The sequence below is a fragment of the Veillonella sp. AF36-20BH genome, assembly GCF_003602765.1.
Taxonomy (GTDB): domain Bacteria; phylum Bacillota; class Negativicutes; order Veillonellales; family Veillonellaceae; genus Veillonella; species Veillonella hominis.
Genome location: NZ_QTLR01000008.1, coordinates 30,550 through 48,959, shown reverse-complemented (window position 1 = coordinate 48,959; position 18,410 = coordinate 30,550). Strand labels below are relative to the sequence as shown.

The window sequence follows — 18,410 nt, the reverse complement described above, 5'->3', positions numbered from 1 at the left end:
AGCACCCCACAGATGGTTATTCCTTATGAGAATCATCAGTATTCTCCAAAGCTTTAGCCAATTCATCGCGATCAAAGGATATGGTATCATCCGAGTCGCTGCGTTCAATTGTAGGACGTGGTAACGGATGCCCTGCCGCATCACTATGCATGATAACACCAAGGCGTCGTGCAATATAGATACTACACAAGAAAATTACTAATACTAAGGTCGCACCGACCCAAGCATTAACCTCTGCAACGATAACAGATACACCACCGAAAAGAGCTGTTACTGCATACATCAACAATACAGCTTGCTTTTGTGTTAATCCTTGTGCCAATAAGCGATGGTGAACATGACCTTTATCGGGTTTAAAGATGGGACGCCCACTGATTTTACGGCGCACAATGGCAAATAAGGTATCCAAAATCGGCAAACCTAATACGATAGCTGGTACTACTAATGCAATGGTAGCAGCCGTTTTAACGGCGCCCATAACAGAAATAGCAGCCAATGTATAACCGAGAAGCATAGAGCCCGTATCACCCATAAAGATCTTTGCAGGGTTAAAGTTATACCGTAAGAAGCCTACCGTTGCACCTGCCAAGGCAAGAGAAATACAAGCGAGGTCGGTTTGACCAAGTTGCAATGTCATTGCACAAACAGCGATACATGCGATAAAGGAAATACCTGCAGCCAAGCCATCAAGACCATCGATGAGGTTTACAATATTTGTAAAACCAACTATCCAGAAAATAGTCAATGGAATAGCCCAATACTTGAGATATACTACACCACCCCAAGGAAGGTTAATGAAGTCTACTCGAATATCATAAGCCACCAGAATAGCAGCTGCTATAATTTGTCCCATTAACTTAGTTTTTGGCTCAATTTGTTTAATGTCGTCCCAAATACCAACTAGCACCAAAATGACCGTACCAAGGACAAACCCAAACAATTTATGATCATGCGGGATGGAATTGTTAAAAAGAACCGATCCCACATAACCGAGAAAGATTGCTAATCCACCAAGTCGTGGAATCGCACCATGATGCACCTTTCGAGCATCAGGCTTATCTATTGCCCCAACAGCAACGGCAAAGCGTTTTACCAATGGGGTAAGTGCAAAGGTTATGATGAGCGCTAGTGCAAAGGCCCACACATAATCGAGCACATATTCACTCATAAGACACCTCCAACAAGTAGGTTGTAAAAACGGATTAATTCGTTAAGCTACGAATAGGAGCAGGAATTCTTCCACCACGGGCAATGAACTCGGCTGCACTATATGGACTCACTTCAATAATAGGAGCATAGCCTAATAATCCACCAAACTCAACAACCTCTCCAACAGTCTTACCAGGTACAGGAATTACACGAACCGCAGTTGTCTTATTATTAATCATACCAATTGCTGATTCATCTGCAATGATAGCAGAAATGGTATCAGCAGTAGTGTCTCCAGGAATAGCAATCATATCAAGACCTACAGAACATACACATGTCATGGCCTCTAATTTATCAAGCGTCAAACTGCCACAGGATACAGCATCAATCATGCCTGCATCTTCTGAGACAGGAATGAATGCACCACTAAGCCCACCTACGTGAGAGGAAGCCATAAGACCACCTTTTTTCACCGCATCATTAAGTAATGCTAGTGCTGCTGTAGTGCCATGACACCCACAAGAGGACAAGCCCATTTCTTCAAGAACATGAGCTACAGAGTCACCTACAGCTGGCGTTGGCGCCAAAGATAAATCGATAATACCAAATGGTTTACCAAGACGACGAGATGCCTCTTGCGCTACCAATTGACCTACGCGCGTGATTTTGAAAGCAGTACGTTTAATCGTTTCTGCTACAACGTCAAAGGATTGTCCTCGAACGGATTCAAGCGCATGTTTTACAACACCCGGGCCAGATACACCCACAGAAATAGCACTATCCCCTTCTGTTACCCCGAAGAAAGCACCCGCCATAAACGGATTATCCTCTACAGGATTACAGAAAATAACGAGTTTAGCACAACCAAGAGCATCATTATTCTTTGTAAGTTCTGCGGTTCTCTTAACGATGATACCCATATCGCGCACTGCGTCCATGTTGATACCAGTTTTAGTTGAACCCACCGCAACAGAGCTACAAACAATATCCGTAGTTGCCATCGCTTCAGGAATAGAGTCAATCAAAATACGATCAGCTCGTGTAGCGCCCTTTGTTACAAGCGCAGAAAAGCCGCCGATAAAATTAACACCTACAGTTTTTGCAGCACGATCCATAGCTTCCGCCACAGGAACATAGGATGTTAAATCACTACCACCTGCTACAAGAGAAATGGGTGTTACAGAAATACGCTTGTTGATAATAGGAATACCGAACTCGCGTTCAATATCTTCACCCGTAGATACAAGGTGTTCTGCCTCTTTTGTAATACGGTCATAAATACGGTCACACAACTCTTTACCAGAACTAGATGCGCATTCGAGCAAGCTGATCCCCATCGTAATAGTACGCACATCAAGCTTGTTATCATGAATCATCTGATTCGTTTCTAAAATATTGTCGATAGATAACATAAGTGCCTCCTATCCTACACGGTGCATGCTCAAGAAAATATCAGCATGTTGTGCACGGATTTCAACACCTAGTTCTTTACCTTGAGTCGTTAAAGCCGCTTGGATAGCTGTAAGATTTTTCATATCTTCAGACTTGGTTTCACACATCATAATCATATTGAAAACGCCATCAAGGATGGTCTGATTAATGGACATAATATTTACACCGTAGTTAGCGAGTACGGTACTAACCCCAGCAATGATACCAACGCGGTCTACGCCGACAACGGTAACAACTAATTTCATAACATCACCTTCTCTAAGCACTACAAACTATATAGCCAGTATAGGGCATTCATATAAGGCATTCAATAAACTATATTAATATATTATAACACATTTATTATTTTTCATGAGTGAAATCTTTATGAGTTTTCTAGTGAAAACAACATGTTACACTTCGTCAGACAAAGCACTTGTTACAATCTCTTCACCAGCAGTTAACAATGCGATAAGACCTTTGTCCCCTTTATAGCTTTCACCATAAATTTTATATAAATCTTCAGTACCAGATGGACGTGCTACAAACCAGCCTGTTTCTGTTTCTACACGAACACCATCGATAGGCATATCCTTGTACAAGGATGTCGTGCGTACATTCGTAATAGCATCACCATCGACCTCTGTAGCTGTAATAGAGCTAGCATTTAACTGTTTCAACTTAGCCTTGGCCTCCTTTGTACAAGCCGCATCAATACGACCAAATCGAGGATCTCCACAGCCTTCCACAATATTGTTATACAGTCTCTCAACAGTGGCGCCCATTACAGCGTACATCTCCATCGCTAAGAGAGCCATTACCATGCCGTCTTTATCTGTGGTCCATACTGTACCATCTTTTTTGAGGAAGGATGCCCCAGCAGATTCTTCGCCTCCAATGCCAATTTCCCCATCGAATAATAGAGAGCTAAAGTATTTAAAGCCTACTGGAACTTCATACACGGGAATTTCTTTAACGGATGCCCACTTATCAATCATGGTTGTACAAACAACCGTTTTACCTACCCCTTTATCCTTCCAACCACGAGTTGTGAATAGATAATCAGCAGCGGCTACGAGGAATGCATTTGGTGAAGCAAGCCCTTCTGCACTAACAATACCATAACGATCGTAATCGGGATCGTTACCAACAGCCAAATCGTAATTACCTATTTGCTTAATAACATCGGCCATAGCGTATTCTGAGGAACAATCCATGCGGACCTTACCATCATGGTCATACGTCATAAAGCTAAAGGTAGGATCATATTCATCATTGATAATATCCATATTGAGATTATAGCGCTCTTTAATAGCTTGCCAATAACCTAGTCCACTACCACCAAGGGCATTAACGAGAACCTTAGGTTTTGCACTTTGTATTGCCTCCATATTAATGATAGAAGACAGTTCTTCAACATACAGGCCTTTATAGTCATACGGAACTTGTTGATCAGGTTCAATATTGTCGATGCTAATACGTTTAAACCCTTCTAGTTCACAATATGCACGAACATATTCATTAGCTCGAGTTTCAATCCATTTTGTAACAAGAGTATCCGCCGGACCACCATTAGTAGCGTTATACTTGATACCACCATTATCTGGAGGATTATGAGATGGCGTAATCACGATACCATCCGCTTTGTCATCGTGGCTTTCATTATAACGAATAATGGCACGAGATATAGATGGTGTCGGCACGAAATCCATATCGGAATCAACCATTGCCGTTACGCCATTGCCAGCAAGAACCTCTAGAACTGTTACAAGGGCTGGCTGAGATAAAGCATGTGTATCTTGACCGACAAAAATCGGACCTGTAGCGCCGAATTGGCCACGGCCATCACAAATAGCCTGTGTAATAGCGGCCACATGTAAATCTGTAAAAGTACCATTTAAAGAAGTACCGCGATGGCCAGATGTACCAAAGGATACGAGTTGTGTCGGATCTGTAATATCCGGAGCATTATCAAAATAGGCATCCACAAGGGTTTGCACATCGATAATATCTTGTTCTTGTACAGGCGTACCTGCTAATTTGTGAGTCATAGAAACCTCTAATCTTATCTTGAGGGCAAGCCCTCTCATTTTACAACCTTGATATTCGATCAATTACATTAAATTACTTTCAAAATGTATGTATCATTCATAAAATATTATATTTACACATAATTAATATAAGATGACAACAGCCAGAGATTTTATCATAATTCTTTATTTTTATCTGTTACAACTATTTTCATCTATTACAACATTATTGTTCGCTTCGGTAGTTATATCTTGTGATTTTAGCTGATTAGATATTTCCGCAGGAACAATAGGTTGAGTAAAACCTTGACCGATAACCTCTTGAGCATCAGTAATCAAAATAAACACATTTGGGTCCGCTTCTTGAATAACCTCTTTCAATTTATTTACCTGCAGCAAGTTAACTGCAACCATCACAATCTGCTTAGGCGTCCGTGTATAGGCACCAATACCATTAATAATGGTAGCACCACGACCGACTTTATTGATGATACATTCACATACTTCATCAGTCCGATAGGTAATAATAAAAGCAACTTTACGTTGATTAAAACCAATTACCACCTTATTTGTAATAATAGTATATACATACACACTGATAAGAGTTACGGCTACCGCTTCAAGTCCAACAACGCCGACAGCAACTAAGAGGATAGCACAATTGATGGCACTATTAATAGATCCCATTTGAAGACCATAATATTTGCGAACGATAAGTGCAATTGGATCAAGGCCACCTGTATTACCACCTACACGGTAGACGATACCAAGCCCCAGTCCAGTTGTGATACCCGCCATCATAGAACTGAGTAGTGGATCCTTAATAATCATGTTATATTGTAAGAAACTAAACAGATCAATCATCCACGATAGCATGAGCGTGCCATACAAGGTATTAAGTACAACACGTTTGCCAAGCCACTTCCAAGCAGCCCAAAAGATAGGGACGTTCAAAATAACGTTCCAAGAACCAACGGATAATCCCGTTAGATAATACAGAATCAATCCTACCCCACTAATACCAGTACTAACCAGTTTATGAGGTAGTACAAAGGCGTCTAGACCAGCACCAAAAATTGCACAACCAATAGCAACTATGACACATTGATAGACAACATCTTTATACTTGGCGAACATAGCTCCCTCCAAATTGCCATTTCACTATAAATATTCTATAATGAACTAATTAAAACATACGCTGTTTACAATGCTTTTAATAATCAAACAACAGGTATATACAAAATCATCATAAACCACTTAATGGTTATTTTCAATCACTTTATAACAGTATAAAATAAACATATTAACTGCATATAATTTGTACATTACAAACGAGGCTATTATGAGTAAAAGTTTTGAGCAACTCGGTTGCAGCAAAATTAATATTGGGCTTGCTATTACAGGTAAGCGTGACGATGGATACCACAACATCGATTCCATATTTCAATCGATTCGCCTTAGTGATTCTATTTATTTCGCTAAGCATCATTCCGTAGTATTTTCTGGTGGCGCTCCCGAATTGCCCGATTACATGCAAAAGCTCGTAAGCTATGGAGAAGATAATCTCGCACTCAAAGCTTTACGCGCCATACAGGCCTATACGGGTTGTAAAGCCGGTGCTGCCATCCACCTCCTAAAACGAGTTCCCGTTCAAGCCGGTCTTGGTGGCGGTAGTGCAGACGCAGCTGCCATGTTATTAGGCCTCAACCGCTTCTGGGACTTACGTCTTACGCAAGAGGAACTTTTAAACATCGGTACCTCACTCGGATCTGATGTACCGTTCCTACTACAAGGTGGTACAGCTCGCGGAACAGGTCGTGGTGAAGTGTTAACCTATAGTCAATCGCCAGAAGCACATTGGCTATTATTAGTAAAGCCAAAGGTATCTATTTCTACAGCGGTTGCTTATGGTCGTTTCAGCGGTAAATCTAAAGCCACCACAAAAACAATCGATACCGTTCTGAATCATCTTAAGAATAATGATTTACAATCTGCTTTCACCAGTAGTGCTAATACATTCGAGGAATTATTATTCCCAGATCACGAGGAACTAATAGTATGTAAGGAGTTCTTCACTAGTCGTGGTTACCCAACCATCATGACAGGCAGTGGTCCTACAATGGTGGTATTACTCAACAAACCAATGGAAGCCTTGCAGTTGCAAGAAGAAATCAAAGCAGCTGATCACGATTGGCTATCACTCATTACTAAAACATGTACACAGGAGGACTTAGTATGACAAAACGGTTACAACCTATACGACTCGATGCGTATAAACCACTAAGAGAAGTTGTAAGTGAAACATTGCGCCAAGCCATCCAAGATGGAGTGTTAAAACCCGGGGAACGTCTTATGGAAATCCCTCTCGCCGAAGAGTTGGGCGTAAGTCGTACCCCAATTCGTGAAGCCATACGCAAACTGGAACTAGAAGGCTTTGTCGTTATGGTTCCCCGTCGCGGTACCTACGTTGCCAATATTTCTTTAAAGGATATTACGCAAGTATTTGAAATCCGCTCTGCCCTTGAAGAACTTGCAGCAGGCCTTGCGGCAGAACGCATTACGGAAGAGGAAATCGAAACCTTAGAGAGAATGCTCGTAGAAATCGGCGATCATATGGAAAACAAAAATATGGAATCCGTCGTCGCTGCGGATGTAGAGTTCCACGAAGTCCTCTACCGCGCTTCTCGTAACGAAAGATTAGCAGATATCGTTCACAACTTGCGAGAGCAAACCTACCGCTTCCGCAGTTTTTCTATGAACCAACCAGGTCGACTTAGAAAAACTTGGGAGGAGCATCGCCAATTAGTAGAAGCCATTGCCTCTCACAATGCAGCGCAAGCTCGAAAACTAGCTCGAATTCACATGGAACATTCCGAACAAACCTTGTTGCAAGGAATGGAAGAATCGCAAGAATTTACTAAAGCATAAAAAACATCCTACAAAAATATTATATAAAGTAAAAATCCTTCCTATTTGTGAAGGATTTTTGTTTTACATAGTCTATAGAAATTGATACAATATCATTGATTATTATATGAATTTTTTATAGGAAAGGGAGTTTTTATGGAAGCAATGCTCAATGATGCTATATCTACCATAAACAATTATTTATGGAGTTATTTCATCATTTTTATTCTCATCGGTGCAGGTCTCTTCTTTACCATGACAACGAATTTTGTACAAATTCGCATGATTAAAGAAATGATTCGCCTCGTGATTAACGGCGCAGGTAGTTCTACAGAAAAAAACCATGTATCTTCATTTCAAGCGTTCTGTGTTAGTACCGCATCTCGTGTAGGTGTTGGTAACATCGCAGGTATAGCGATTGCCGTTGTACTTGGTGGTCCTGGTGCTATTTTCTGGATGTGGGTTATCGCACTCATAGGTGCTGCCACTGGCTTCATCGAATCTACATTGGCACAAATCTACAAAGAGCCTGTCTCTAAAGGCGGTTTCTACGGTGGACCAGCTTACTACATTCGCTATGGTCTAAACAATAAAGCATTATCTGTTCTATTCGCTATCTTAATCAGTATTACCTATGGCTGGATTTACAATTCTGTACAAGCCAATACATTGGCTGCATCTCTCCAGGTTTTTAACCTTGATGTATCCTATACAGGTGCCGTAGTGGCAGTCCTTCTTGGCATTATCATTTTCGGTGGTATCAACCGCGTTGCAAAAGCATCTGAAATCATCGTTCCTATCATGGCGATTCTATACATTGCTACTGCATTATTCGTGGTAATTATGAATATCACCCAATTCCCACATGTAATCTATACTATTTTCTCCTCCGCATTCGAGCCTGTTGCAGCAGGTGGTGGCTTATTAGGCGCTACTGTCATGAATGGTATCAAACGGGGGCTCTTCTCTAACGAGGCCGGTGAGGGTTCTGTTCCAAACGCGGCCGCTACTGCAGCTGTTAACCACCCTGTGGAACAAGGGCTTGTACAAGCATTCGGCGTATTTCTTGATACTTTCATCATTTGTACAGCTTCTGCTTTCATCGTACTCATCGTGGGTGATTACAGCACTACAGGTCTAACAGGTATTGCTCTTGTACAACATAACCTAGCTCAACAGCTTGGTTCTTGGGCTCCTACAGCCGTAGCCATTTTCATTGTTATGTTCTCCTTTAGTTCCTTAATTGGTAACTATTACTACGGTGAAATCAATATTAGCCACTTAACAAATAAACGATTCTACCTACATTTGTTCCGTATTGGCGTAATTCTTATGACATTTGTGGGCTCTATTGCCTCTCTAGATCTTGTATGGAATCTAGCCGATTTATTCATGGCTTTCTTAGTATTAACTAACGTAAGTTCCATCGTACGTATGGGGCGCACAGCAGGTCTTGCCCTTGATGACTATATTAAACAACGTAAGTCAGGTATTGAAACGCCAGTATTTAACCGTTCTATTCTAAATCACACGTACGGCATCGTATGGTGGGGTGATGGTCAAACTACGGACTCCTCCGTACCTCCTACTCCGATTGAAGATACTGTGGAAAAATAAAATATATCGATGCATGAGGCTGGTGAAAGTATCTTTCACCAGTCTTTTTTGTATAATCTTTAAAATAGTTTATTAGTACATACATAAAGGTCTATATTTTTCAGAATATAGATCTTTATTTTTTTGTAAAAGTATCCATTTTCATAGATAAAAATATTGTTCACCAGCAGATTGTACTGTGATAAAGATCATAGTAATTATCTATATTCTTACAACTTTCAACGGTCAAAAACTATAGAATATATTTATGAAAATATAAAGGGTATTCTGTTTACAATGTCGAATACTTAAATATGCGATAAAATTAGCACTAATTAAACTATTAATTTACTCTATTATCCAGGAGGTAATTATGAGCGGTTATAACCCATATGAAAACATGTTAAACACGTTAGACGTAGCAGCTGAAAAGCTCGGCTATACTCGTAGTGAATACGAAGTGTTACGTCACCCAGAACGGGAACTAAAAGTAGCAGTTCCTCTTCAGCTCGACAATGGTGAAGTTCGCGTATACGAAGGTTATCGTTGCCAACATTGCACATTGCGTGGTAGTGCTAAAGGCGGTCTTCGCTTCCATCCTGATTCTGACGAAAACGAAGTGCGTGCACTTGCGGCTTGGATGACTATTAAAAATGCTATCGCTAACATTCCTTATGGCGGTGGTAAAGGCGGCATCAAAGTCGATCCTAAAACTTTAAACCCTCGTGAATTAGAACGCTTAACTCGTAACTTCGTACGCCGTATTGCACCTATCATCGGTGTTAATACAGACGTTCCTGCACCAGACGTAAATACGAATGCTCAAATCATGAGCTGGATTGCTGACGAATACAGCACATTAAAAGGTGAATGGAGCCCAGGTATCGTTACAGGTAAACCAATCGAAGTAGGCGGTTCCTTAGGCCGTAATGAAGCGACTGGTCGCGGTTGCCTCATCGCATTGCAAAGCTACCTCGCTAAGAAAAACTTGGATATCAAAAACCTTACTGTTGCAGTTCAAGGCTTTGGTAACGTAGGTTCCGTAGGTGCTCGTCTCATTGCACAAGCAGGTGCAAAAGTTGTGGCTATCGGCGACGTAAGCGTTAACATCTACAACCCTAACGGTCTCGATGTTGAAAAAGCATACGAATATGCTAACTCCCATGGTCGTTCCCTCGAAGGTTACAGCGAACCAGGCATGACTACAATTGGACCTCAAGAGTTATTGGCTCAACCAGTTGATGTATTATACATGGCAGCCCTTGAGAACCAATTAAACAAAGACAACATGGAAAATATCCAAGCTAAGATCATCTTGGAAGGCGCTAATGGCCCTACTACTAATGATGCGGATAAATACTTCTATGAAAAAGGCATCGACATCATCCCTGACGTTCTTGCTAACGGTGGCGGCGTAGTTGTATCCTATTATGAATGGGTACAAAATAAAGCAAGCTTCTACTGGACTGAAGAAGAAGTTAATGAAAGATTAACTAAGAATATGCAAAATAGCTTCGAAGCTGTCTGGGAAATGCAACATAAATACAATGTACCTCCTCGTCAAGCAGCGTACATGGTTGCTCTTGAACGCCTCGTAGTCGAAATTAGATGGCGTGGCTATAACTGCTAAACTCCTATACCTCCATACATTTTAGCCATAAAAAAGGCGTAAGCTCAATGTGAGCTTACGCCTTTTTATTTGTATTCGTTAATGCTCCATATGAATGGAAATTAATGCCCTCTCTTTAGTTTTATTTGAAAGCACCTAATAAGGCAGCCATGCTAGGACGACTGATCAAGGCTTTCACCAATACAGAACCAAGAATAGCTGGAATGGTTTGACCAACGATAAGATTCAACACTAATAGCCAGTACGGTAGCCCAAGTAATGGGCTAAGCCACAATGGCACACATAACGCAGGCACAAAAACAATTGGAAGCATTGCCCACCAAGCACTGAAGCCAAGCTTACGCATACCTACAATGATGCCTGTTGTTACTACACCGACACCAAAGCCCCCTATCATATCGAAAATACCAAGACCGCCGAATAGGAAGTTAGAAATGAGGTTACCAATCCCCATGGGAATCACCAAGAACGGAAAGGCATAAGCAAGTGCATATAATGATGTTGCTATACGAATTTGATACGCCCCGAAGGAAACGCTTTGCGTTACATACAATACAACGATGTACAATGCCACAACCATGGCAGAAATAGTCAATTTGCGTGTAGAAATCATAACACTCACCTCCTCAAAATAAAAAAAGCATGGCAAAACTACCATGCTTACAATGCTTATGAATTTCCGTAGTTTTGTTTAGAGACAGGATGGTTTCAAACTGTCTTATTTAGTTGTCGCCTTTAGGCAGTACTAATATATCATATATCTAATATTTTCGCAATTAATTGGGATTAAGGCAGACTTGTAGGATCATCTACGATTAGTATCAAGATTGTAAGGTGGGGGTGGTGGCAGATACCTTTCCTCATCGCTCCACTGGCGAACCGGTCATCGGCCTAGGGCCTTGACCTGCCAAAGTCGCTCTTTGAAAAGGTATCTGCCACCACTTCAAATTTAGCAACTCTACTTATACCCTAATACTAGTGACGTACAAGTCCGCCTTGAATTACATATACATGCTACTCTATTAGAATATATATAAAGTAGCCACCTAAAAGGCGACTGCTTGTCTAAGCCAGTTTATGGGTATTATAGTGCTGGGTCTTCGACTCCGTTTGCGTGGAAGGCTTTAGCTCTGTCGATGCAGGTACCGCAGTGTCCGCATGGTTTGTCTCCGCCTTCGTAGCAAGACCAGGTTAAGTGGTATGGTACGTTGAGGCGTAGGCCTTCTTTTACGATGTCAGCTTTGTTGGAGTTAATAAAAGGTGCTTCTAAGGAGCATTCTTTACCGGATCCTTCAAAGATAGCGTCGCCCATAGATTTGTAGAAGTGTTCTGTACAGTCAGGATAGGCATTACCCGCCGTGTCATCACTGTGAGCACCGTAATAGATATAGCCGCAGTCTAAAGATAGTGCCAAGGATGCTGCCGCAGATAAGAATAGGCCATTTCTAAACGGTACATAAGTGCTTACCGTACCCTTCCCTTCTGCCTCTTGTTGTTCTTTGTAGGAACCTTGCGGAATATCTTCACTAGATTGTACTAATAAGGAGCAGTTACTAAAAGCAAATAGCTTAGCAACGTCCATCGTTTTACCTTCCATGCCGTAGTACTCTAAAATAGCTGTAGCAGCCTCTAATTCCTTACTATGTTTTTGACCATATTGAATCGATAAGGGCACTACATTATCTTTACCAAATCGTTCAATAGCAAGGGCTAAACACGTAGTACTATCTACGCCACCACTAAAAAGAACTACGGCCTTTTGTTTTTGAGCCATATTATCTCCTTATTCTGAATAACAGTTTTCAAAATATCTCAAAAATAAAGAATGCAAACATAGATATATATTTCAATAATATATCTATTTCGATAGTAAAAGTCCTAACGCTATCACAACAGCCTCATCCGTAGATGAGGCTGTGCTTTTACATTCACTGAAATTTTATAAATCAATAACCAATTCTACTGGACAGTGATCGGAGCCAAAGATTTGTTGATGAATCTTCGCTTCTTGAATTTTATCATCAAGGCGTTTGGATGTGATGAAATAGTCAATTCTCCATCCTGTATTCCGTTCACGAGCTTTCCCCATGTAGGACCACCAGCTGTATTGCTCAATAGCATCTGGATAGAGGTGACGGAATGTATCTGTAAAGCCTGCCCCTAAGAGTTCTGTCATCTTTGCACGCTCTTCATCGGAGAAGCCTGCATTTTTACGGTTCGTCTTAGGATTTTTTAGGTCAATTTCTTGGTGTGCTACATTGAGATCACCACATAGAATGACAGGCTTTTTCTTATCTAATTCAAGTAGATAATTGCGGAATGCATCTTCCCAAGTCATACGATAATCAAGGCGAGCTAATTCACGTTGGCTATTCGGTGTATAACAGCATACCAAATAGAAATTATCGTATTCAGCAGTGATAACACGGCCCTCTTGATCGTGTTCTTCAATACCGATGCCATTAGTTACGGACAATGGCTTAATACGCGTGAATACAGCCGTGCCACTATAGCCTTTCTTAACTGCACTATTCCAATATTGCTCATACCCTGGCAACTCCAAAGAAATTTGATCCGGTTGCAATTTTGTTTCTTGCAGGCAGAAAATATCTGCATCTAATTCATTAAAGGATTCCATAAATCCCTTTGTTACAGCGGCGCGGAGGCCGTTTACATTCCAAGAAATTAATTTCAATTCTTACTCCTTTATAATACTTCGCATCAATCTAATACTATTCACCGTATTTAACTTGGTGAAAGTCTCTTTCACATAGAATATACGTCAAGTTTTTGCTTAATGTAAGCTAATCTAAAGATTATATGTTAGCAATACTACTGCTTTTTATGTTTCTTAGCATGTCTTGCTTCTGCACGAGCCTTGCGGGCATTTTCATTTGCTTTAAGATCGCTTTCACGTTTCTCACGAAAATAGTTAGCCACCGCCGACAAGACAAGGATTACTAATACAGTTACATTAAACATACCAGGTCCAAAGGTATAGATATGATAACACAAATAACCAAAGGCAACGACTGTTAATAATTGTTTTAATAGATTCATTCGCCCTCCTAAGTTAGTTTAATGTTTCTACACCTGTACTAAGCGGGAAGCTTTCATACGTTACCCAGTCACTAGAACTACCAACATATAAAGCAGATTCAAGCCCTACTTCACTCATGGTTAACAACGCATTGCAGGCAGTCACACCAGACCCACAGTACGTTACAACTGGCCTATTTTGGTAAATTTCGTTGTAATACTCAGCCTCTAAATCTTTCAAGGATTTAGGACCATCTACGGTATAGCCACTTTCATAAAAGTGATTAACAGCCCCAGGAATATGCCCTGTCATGCCATCCATCGTATCCACTTGAGATCCATCATAACGGAATGGTGCACGAGCATCAATAATAACATGATCTCCGCTTTCACTAGCCTTGAGTACCTCATCACGACTCATAACCATATCCGTTTGCAACTCGTAGTTAAAGATAGATGGTTCAGCAGGTAACGGGGTCGGCTCTTTAGTTAGGAGGTGGCCCTCTCGAACCCAACGTTCAATACCACCAGATAAAACGCGTACATCTGTTAAGCCCATGTAACGTAACGTCCACCAAAGACGACCCGCTAAGAATAGCCACGAATCATATACTACAACCTTTGAGTTACGAGTGATGCCATAAGACTCAAAGGTATGAGCTAACTGTTCCATATCTGGCAATGGATGACGGCCACCATGCTCGCCTAAAGGACCAGTCAAATCCTTGTCTAAATCTACCGCATAAGCCCCCTTAATATGACCTTTTTTATAATCTTGATACCCTCTAGCATCTAAAATGATGACCTCATCGAGACAAGCTAATAATTCTTTAGGAGTGATAAAATTTGACATATTGTACTCCTTTCTTTGATTATATCGAAAAATACAAATCTTTTAATATTATTATATACGACTACAACGGGATATACAATTTATTTTGGTATAGTGAAAGTTATTTATTTGCGTAATATTAAAACTAGATAAACACGAAAAGCCCCTATCTAAGATAGGGACTCATACGTTATTTAATGTTTAACTTACAAGCGTTTGTATATGGCATCTACCGCATCAATATCGGCAGGTAACCAATCCACAGAATATAAACTATCTTTAGATAACCATTTTGCAGCTTCATGTTCTACTAAAGTAATATTAGAATCATTTTCCAACGAACATAAATAACAGTGCATTGTTAAATCAAACTTTTCATAACCTGTATATTCGATCGTAATAATATGCTCTTGAACGTTAATATCCGCTTCTAACTCTTCTTTGATTTCTCTAATAAGAGCTACATCATGGGCTTCACCTAGTTCAATTTTGCCACCCGGGAATTCCCATCCATCCTTAAGATCACCATAGCCTCGTTGAGTTGCTAGTATGGTATTATCCTTTTTTATAATAGCTGCCACCACTTCAATATGTTTTCGTTGTTCACTCATAAATATCCTTATCCATTAACAATATAATCATAAATATCATCCCGTACAGGTACTTCGAGTACATATTCTAATTCTACCGCCGCAGTACCATTAGCCATGGAGATTTCTTTAGCATTTTCCTGACCAGTAGAATGAATCGGTCCCAAATAGTAAAACTCTTTAGACTCTTCATCATCCTTGTTTTTTCTCACAAATAAATACATAGCAACGCCTAGTTCATCAGCATTAAATGCGGTTTGTACATCATCAGAGGTAAAGGATCGTTTGTTTTTAGAAATAGCTTTTAGTAATCCTGGATTTTCAAATTTATCCTCGTATTTAATGGTATCTTGAATATCATCTGCTTTATGATAATTAATAAAAACGGGATATGTCTTAGTTTCCTTATGAAATTTATAGCCCCCAATGTTAAGAGGAACTTCGTTTTGAGGCCACTCCAATAGTTGGCAAACCTGTTCATACGTATATTTTTCATATAATGCAAACGGCGTATTACCATAAATATTGTCTTTATACTTTTCATCGAACTGCTTCAAACCATAATCAACGAGCTCTTGAACTTGTTCTTTAAAATTATTATCCTCTAAGGACTGTTTAAAGAGTTGAGATATACCATAACTACCATTGGAAAATTCAATAAATTCACTATCAGCAAAGGTCTTTTGCGCTACTTGAACACCAAATTGATTTGTCATCATATTAATGAGATTAATACGTCCATATTCAGACAAGTCTACATTGTAACTATCTAGTAACTCTTCAGTTACATAATTAATCACATCATCACGACCATCTAGTAATGCCTGCAATAATAGAAGTTCTCTAACACGCATACCTGTTGTTAATTTCTGAGATATAAAATGCAGCATTCTCTCCTGAACAGGTGTAAAGGATATATCATAGTCCTTATCCTTAATCTTTATCAGGAAATGATGATAGGACTTAAATTTACTAAAAATTCTACTAACATCAATCGAACCATGATCGGCAAAATCAGAAATTTTAGGAATACGACCTAATTTAAAGCGTAAATTGAAATAGGCTTCTTTAATTAATTTCATATCAGAAAATTTTGCCGTATCAATAGATTCATAAATGCGTTGTTTTGCAATTTTATCAAAATGTACAGTTGAGGTACCTGGAATAATACGATTGCCAGCTTGTACATAACGACGCAAAGTATCCTTGTTATAGCTCCTATCACCTGATAAGGCTAATGGAATCATAAAGTTATTAGTATAATTCCCAATAAAATCCAATATAACTACATATTCTTTATCCTCAAATTTACGAAGACCACGCCCGAGTTGTTGAATAAAAATTATCGGACTTTCAGTTTGACGTAGCATAATAACTTGATTAATTTCTGGAATATCAACACCTTCATTAAAGATATCTACGGTAAAGATATAATCCAATTGCAGGTCTGGACGTCCCTGATAATCACCGGTTCCCGTTAATCGAGCAATTGCTATTTCCCTAGTTTCTTGACTATCTTCACCAGTTAAACATACAGTGCGATAAACACCACGCTCGTTAAAAGCATCGGACAACGCTTTGGCCTCAACTCGATTACTACAGAATACTAGGCCCTTTACACGACTACCACTATGTCCAAAATAGCGAATCTTTTCTATAATTTTATCTACCCGCTCTTTTGTAGACAAGTTTGAAAAGGATACCTCCATATCAGAAATATCTTCTTGCGTATCCACCCATAAATCACTAATGCCAAAATAATGAAATGGACATAGTAAATCTTCTTCTAAAGCCTGTTGCAATCGGATTTCGTAAATAATATTATGGTCAAATAATTCATACAAATCATAGCCATCTGTACGTTCCGGACTAGCCGTCATCCCCAATAAAAACTGAGGCTCAAAGTATTCAATAATGCGCTGATAGCTATCTGAACCTGCACGATGTACTTCATCAATAATAATACAGTCAAACTCCTTTGGATCATACTGTTTCATTACATCATTACGACCCATCATTTGCATTGTAGAGAATACATGAGTCGCATTATAGTATTTAGCATTCCCAGAGACCAAACCAAATGTAATAGATGGATCATTATAAATCCGCGCAAAACTAGCGATCGCTTGTTTTGCAATTTGTTCACGATGTACTAAAAATAATATTCTTTTAGGCTGCATTTCTCTCATAGCAAAAGCTGCCGCATAGGTCTTGCCAGTACCCGTAGCAGAGATCAAAAGACCTCTTTTAGCATTATTAGCCCTTAATTCGTTAAAGTTAGCAATAAACTGTTGCTGCATGCTATTAGGCTCTAATTGAACCAAATCTATTTTTCTAAATTGCTCTGCTACAGTCTTTTGTGAAGTGCGCTCTGGGCGTACCCATCTTGGTTTATACCAAGGAATAAAATCTTCATAGGGAATAGAAAATTTTGAATTCCAATATAAGTCAAATTCTTCCATAATTTCTCGAGCATAGGTATCACTGCAATGAGCTTCAGATCGAGTATTCCATTCACGATTTTTCTTTAATGCATTAATAGTTAAATTAGAACTACCAACTATAATCTGATAAGATTCATTTTTTCTAAAAATGTAGCCTTTTGTATGGAATCCATGACCACTACCTTGTGTAGTGCAATACACTTTTAACTCAATATTATTTAAACTCCCTAAATCTTCCAAAACTTGTGGACTATTAAAACCAAGATAATCCGTCGTTAACACACGTCCTCGGACGCCACGTTCTTCTAACTCTTTAAGAATTGGTTTTAATGTTAATAAGCCTTCTGGAGTAATAAATGCTACTGATATTAAAAACTCGTCACAATTGCGTAACCCATCTTCAATGGCAGATAATACATTACGCCCTTCCCCATTAGCAATAAGTTCCGAAGATGTAGCAAAATTGATTAAATGATTCGATTCTGACATAACGAACTCCCCATATAATGAATACTATACTTGCTATTATACCAGCCACAGCTGCAACGTCTAGAGAGTATATAGTTTTACTTTTAAAAGTATATTTTTATAACAGCTTACAGCCTCATTCATCGTTTAATCGTTAATTATAAATATAAATACATGTTCAAATCTAACATTTTCATCTATTCCTTATAATTATCGTATCTATACGTCTTTTTTGCCACGTAAAGTTGTGATATAATGTAAATAATTACTCTTAGGGCATTAGTCTGCCCAAAT

General features: G+C 39.5%; 16 protein-coding genes. 4 read left to right on the top strand and 12 right to left on the bottom strand.

Going from position 1 to position 18,410, the window contains the following annotated elements:
• Positions 1-16 precede the first annotated feature (16 nt).
• The 5 genes from DW000_RS08660 to DW000_RS08640 all read right to left on the bottom strand — a co-directional run bounded on the left by DW000_RS08660 (position 17) and on the right by DW000_RS08640 (position 5,747).
• Positions 17-1,168 (bottom strand): MraY family glycosyltransferase, encoded by a 1,152-nt coding sequence (locus tag DW000_RS08660; RefSeq protein WP_120056067.1) that lies wholly within the window; start codon positions 1,166-1,168, stop codon positions 17-19.
• Between the two features lie 34 nt (positions 1,169-1,202).
• Positions 1,203-2,561, bottom strand: a complete 1,359-nt coding sequence (locus DW000_RS08655; RefSeq protein WP_120056065.1) for a PFL family protein — start codon at positions 2,559-2,561, stop codon at positions 1,203-1,205.
• A gap of 9 nt (positions 2,562-2,570) precedes the next feature.
• Positions 2,571-2,846, bottom strand: a complete 276-nt coding sequence (locus DW000_RS08650) for an ACT domain-containing protein (RefSeq protein ID WP_012864794.1) — start codon at positions 2,844-2,846, stop codon at positions 2,571-2,573.
• A 147-nt stretch (positions 2,847-2,993) separates the two neighbouring features.
• Complete coding sequence (locus DW000_RS08645; RefSeq protein WP_120056063.1) at positions 2,994-4,631, bottom strand: phosphoglucomutase; 1,638 nt, start codon at positions 4,629-4,631, stop codon at positions 2,994-2,996.
• A 171-nt stretch (positions 4,632-4,802) separates the two neighbouring features.
• Positions 4,803-5,747 carry a YitT family protein gene (locus DW000_RS08640; protein ID WP_120056061.1) on the bottom strand — a complete coding sequence of 315 codons (945 nt, stop codon included), beginning with the start codon at positions 5,745-5,747 and terminating at the stop codon, positions 4,803-4,805.
• A gap of 205 nt (positions 5,748-5,952) precedes the next feature.
• Between DW000_RS08640 and ispE the strand changes: the two genes are divergently transcribed.
• From ispE to DW000_RS08620, 4 genes are all read left to right on the top strand, one after another.
• Positions 5,953-6,849 carry a 4-(cytidine 5'-diphospho)-2-C-methyl-D-erythritol kinase gene (ispE, locus tag DW000_RS08635; protein ID WP_120056059.1) on the top strand — a complete coding sequence of 299 codons (897 nt, stop codon included), beginning with the start codon at positions 5,953-5,955 and terminating at the stop codon, positions 6,847-6,849.
• Positions 6,846-7,538, top strand: a complete 693-nt coding sequence (locus DW000_RS08630) for a GntR family transcriptional regulator (protein WP_004697535.1) — start codon at positions 6,846-6,848, stop codon at positions 7,536-7,538. The genes ispE and DW000_RS08630 overlap by 4 nt, the downstream gene beginning before the upstream one ends.
• Before the next feature lie 135 nt (positions 7,539-7,673).
• The gene (locus DW000_RS08625; RefSeq protein ID WP_120056057.1) at positions 7,674-9,134 is read left to right on the top strand and encodes an alanine/glycine:cation symporter family protein; all 1,461 of its coding nucleotides are present in this window, start codon (positions 7,674-7,676) and stop codon (positions 9,132-9,134) included.
• 352 nt (positions 9,135-9,486) lie between these two features.
• Positions 9,487-10,743, top strand: a complete 1,257-nt coding sequence (locus DW000_RS08620) for a Glu/Leu/Phe/Val dehydrogenase (RefSeq protein ID WP_120056055.1) — start codon at positions 9,487-9,489, stop codon at positions 10,741-10,743.
• A 121-nt stretch (positions 10,744-10,864) separates the two neighbouring features.
• On the opposite strand, the gene DW000_RS08615 is transcribed toward DW000_RS08620, so the two are convergent.
• From DW000_RS08615 to DW000_RS08585, 7 genes are all read right to left on the bottom strand, one after another.
• Entirely contained in the window at positions 10,865-11,356 is a 492-nt protein-coding gene (locus tag DW000_RS08615; protein WP_120056053.1) for a QueT transporter family protein, read from the bottom strand.
• 471 nt (positions 11,357-11,827) lie between these two features.
• Complete coding sequence (gene queC, locus DW000_RS08610; protein WP_120056051.1) at positions 11,828-12,517, bottom strand: 7-cyano-7-deazaguanine synthase QueC; 690 nt, start codon at positions 12,515-12,517, stop codon at positions 11,828-11,830.
• Between the two features lie 165 nt (positions 12,518-12,682).
• Positions 12,683-13,438 (bottom strand): exodeoxyribonuclease III, encoded by a 756-nt coding sequence (locus tag DW000_RS08605; RefSeq protein WP_004695049.1) that lies wholly within the window; start codon positions 13,436-13,438, stop codon positions 12,683-12,685.
• 137 nt (positions 13,439-13,575) lie between these two features.
• Positions 13,576-13,803, bottom strand: coding sequence for a hypothetical protein (locus DW000_RS08600; RefSeq protein ID WP_008602417.1), 228 nt, complete (start codon positions 13,801-13,803; stop codon positions 13,576-13,578).
• A 13-nt stretch (positions 13,804-13,816) separates the two neighbouring features.
• Positions 13,817-14,635 (bottom strand): sulfurtransferase, encoded by an 819-nt coding sequence (locus DW000_RS08595; protein ID WP_120056049.1) that lies wholly within the window; start codon positions 14,633-14,635, stop codon positions 13,817-13,819.
• 185 nt (positions 14,636-14,820) lie between these two features.
• Complete coding sequence (locus DW000_RS08590; protein WP_120056047.1) at positions 14,821-15,225, bottom strand: (deoxy)nucleoside triphosphate pyrophosphohydrolase; 405 nt, start codon at positions 15,223-15,225, stop codon at positions 14,821-14,823.
• Between the two features lie 8 nt (positions 15,226-15,233).
• Positions 15,234-18,137, bottom strand: a complete 2,904-nt coding sequence (locus DW000_RS08585; RefSeq protein WP_120056045.1) for a DEAD/DEAH box helicase — start codon at positions 18,135-18,137, stop codon at positions 15,234-15,236.
• Between the last annotated feature and the right edge of the window lie 273 nt (positions 18,138-18,410).

Coding starts and splice junctions, on each gene's coding strand:
- DW000_RS08595 (WP_120056049.1), bottom strand. CDS start 14,635: ATGTCAAATTTTATCACTCCTAAAGAATTATTAGCTTGTCTCGATGAG.
- DW000_RS08630 (WP_004697535.1), top strand. CDS start 6,846: ATGACAAAACGGTTACAACCTATACGACTCGATGCGTATAAACCACTA.
- ispE (WP_120056059.1), top strand. CDS start 5,953: ATGAGTAAAAGTTTTGAGCAACTCGGTTGCAGCAAAATTAATATTGGG.
- DW000_RS08660 (WP_120056067.1), bottom strand. CDS start 1,168: ATGAGTGAATATGTGCTCGATTATGTGTGGGCCTTTGCACTAGCGCTC.
- DW000_RS08615 (WP_120056053.1), bottom strand. CDS start 11,356: ATGATTTCTACACGCAAATTGACTATTTCTGCCATGGTTGTGGCATTG.
- DW000_RS08585 (WP_120056045.1), bottom strand. CDS start 18,137: ATGTCAGAATCGAATCATTTAATCAATTTTGCTACATCTTCGGAACTT.
- DW000_RS08600 (WP_008602417.1), bottom strand. CDS start 13,803: ATGAATCTATTAAAACAATTATTAACAGTCGTTGCCTTTGGTTATTTG.
- DW000_RS08650 (WP_012864794.1), bottom strand. CDS start 2,846: ATGAAATTAGTTGTTACCGTTGTCGGCGTAGACCGCGTTGGTATCATT.
- DW000_RS08620 (WP_120056055.1), top strand. CDS start 9,487: ATGAGCGGTTATAACCCATATGAAAACATGTTAAACACGTTAGACGTA.
- DW000_RS08640 (WP_120056061.1), bottom strand. CDS start 5,747: ATGTTCGCCAAGTATAAAGATGTTGTCTATCAATGTGTCATAGTTGCT.
- DW000_RS08625 (WP_120056057.1), top strand. CDS start 7,674: ATGGAAGCAATGCTCAATGATGCTATATCTACCATAAACAATTATTTA.
- queC (WP_120056051.1), bottom strand. CDS start 12,517: ATGGCTCAAAAACAAAAGGCCGTAGTTCTTTTTAGTGGTGGCGTAGAT.
- DW000_RS08655 (WP_120056065.1), bottom strand. CDS start 2,561: ATGTTATCTATCGACAATATTTTAGAAACGAATCAGATGATTCATGAT.
- DW000_RS08645 (WP_120056063.1), bottom strand. CDS start 4,631: ATGACTCACAAATTAGCAGGTACGCCTGTACAAGAACAAGATATTATC.
- DW000_RS08590 (WP_120056047.1), bottom strand. CDS start 15,225: ATGAGTGAACAACGAAAACATATTGAAGTGGTGGCAGCTATTATAAAA.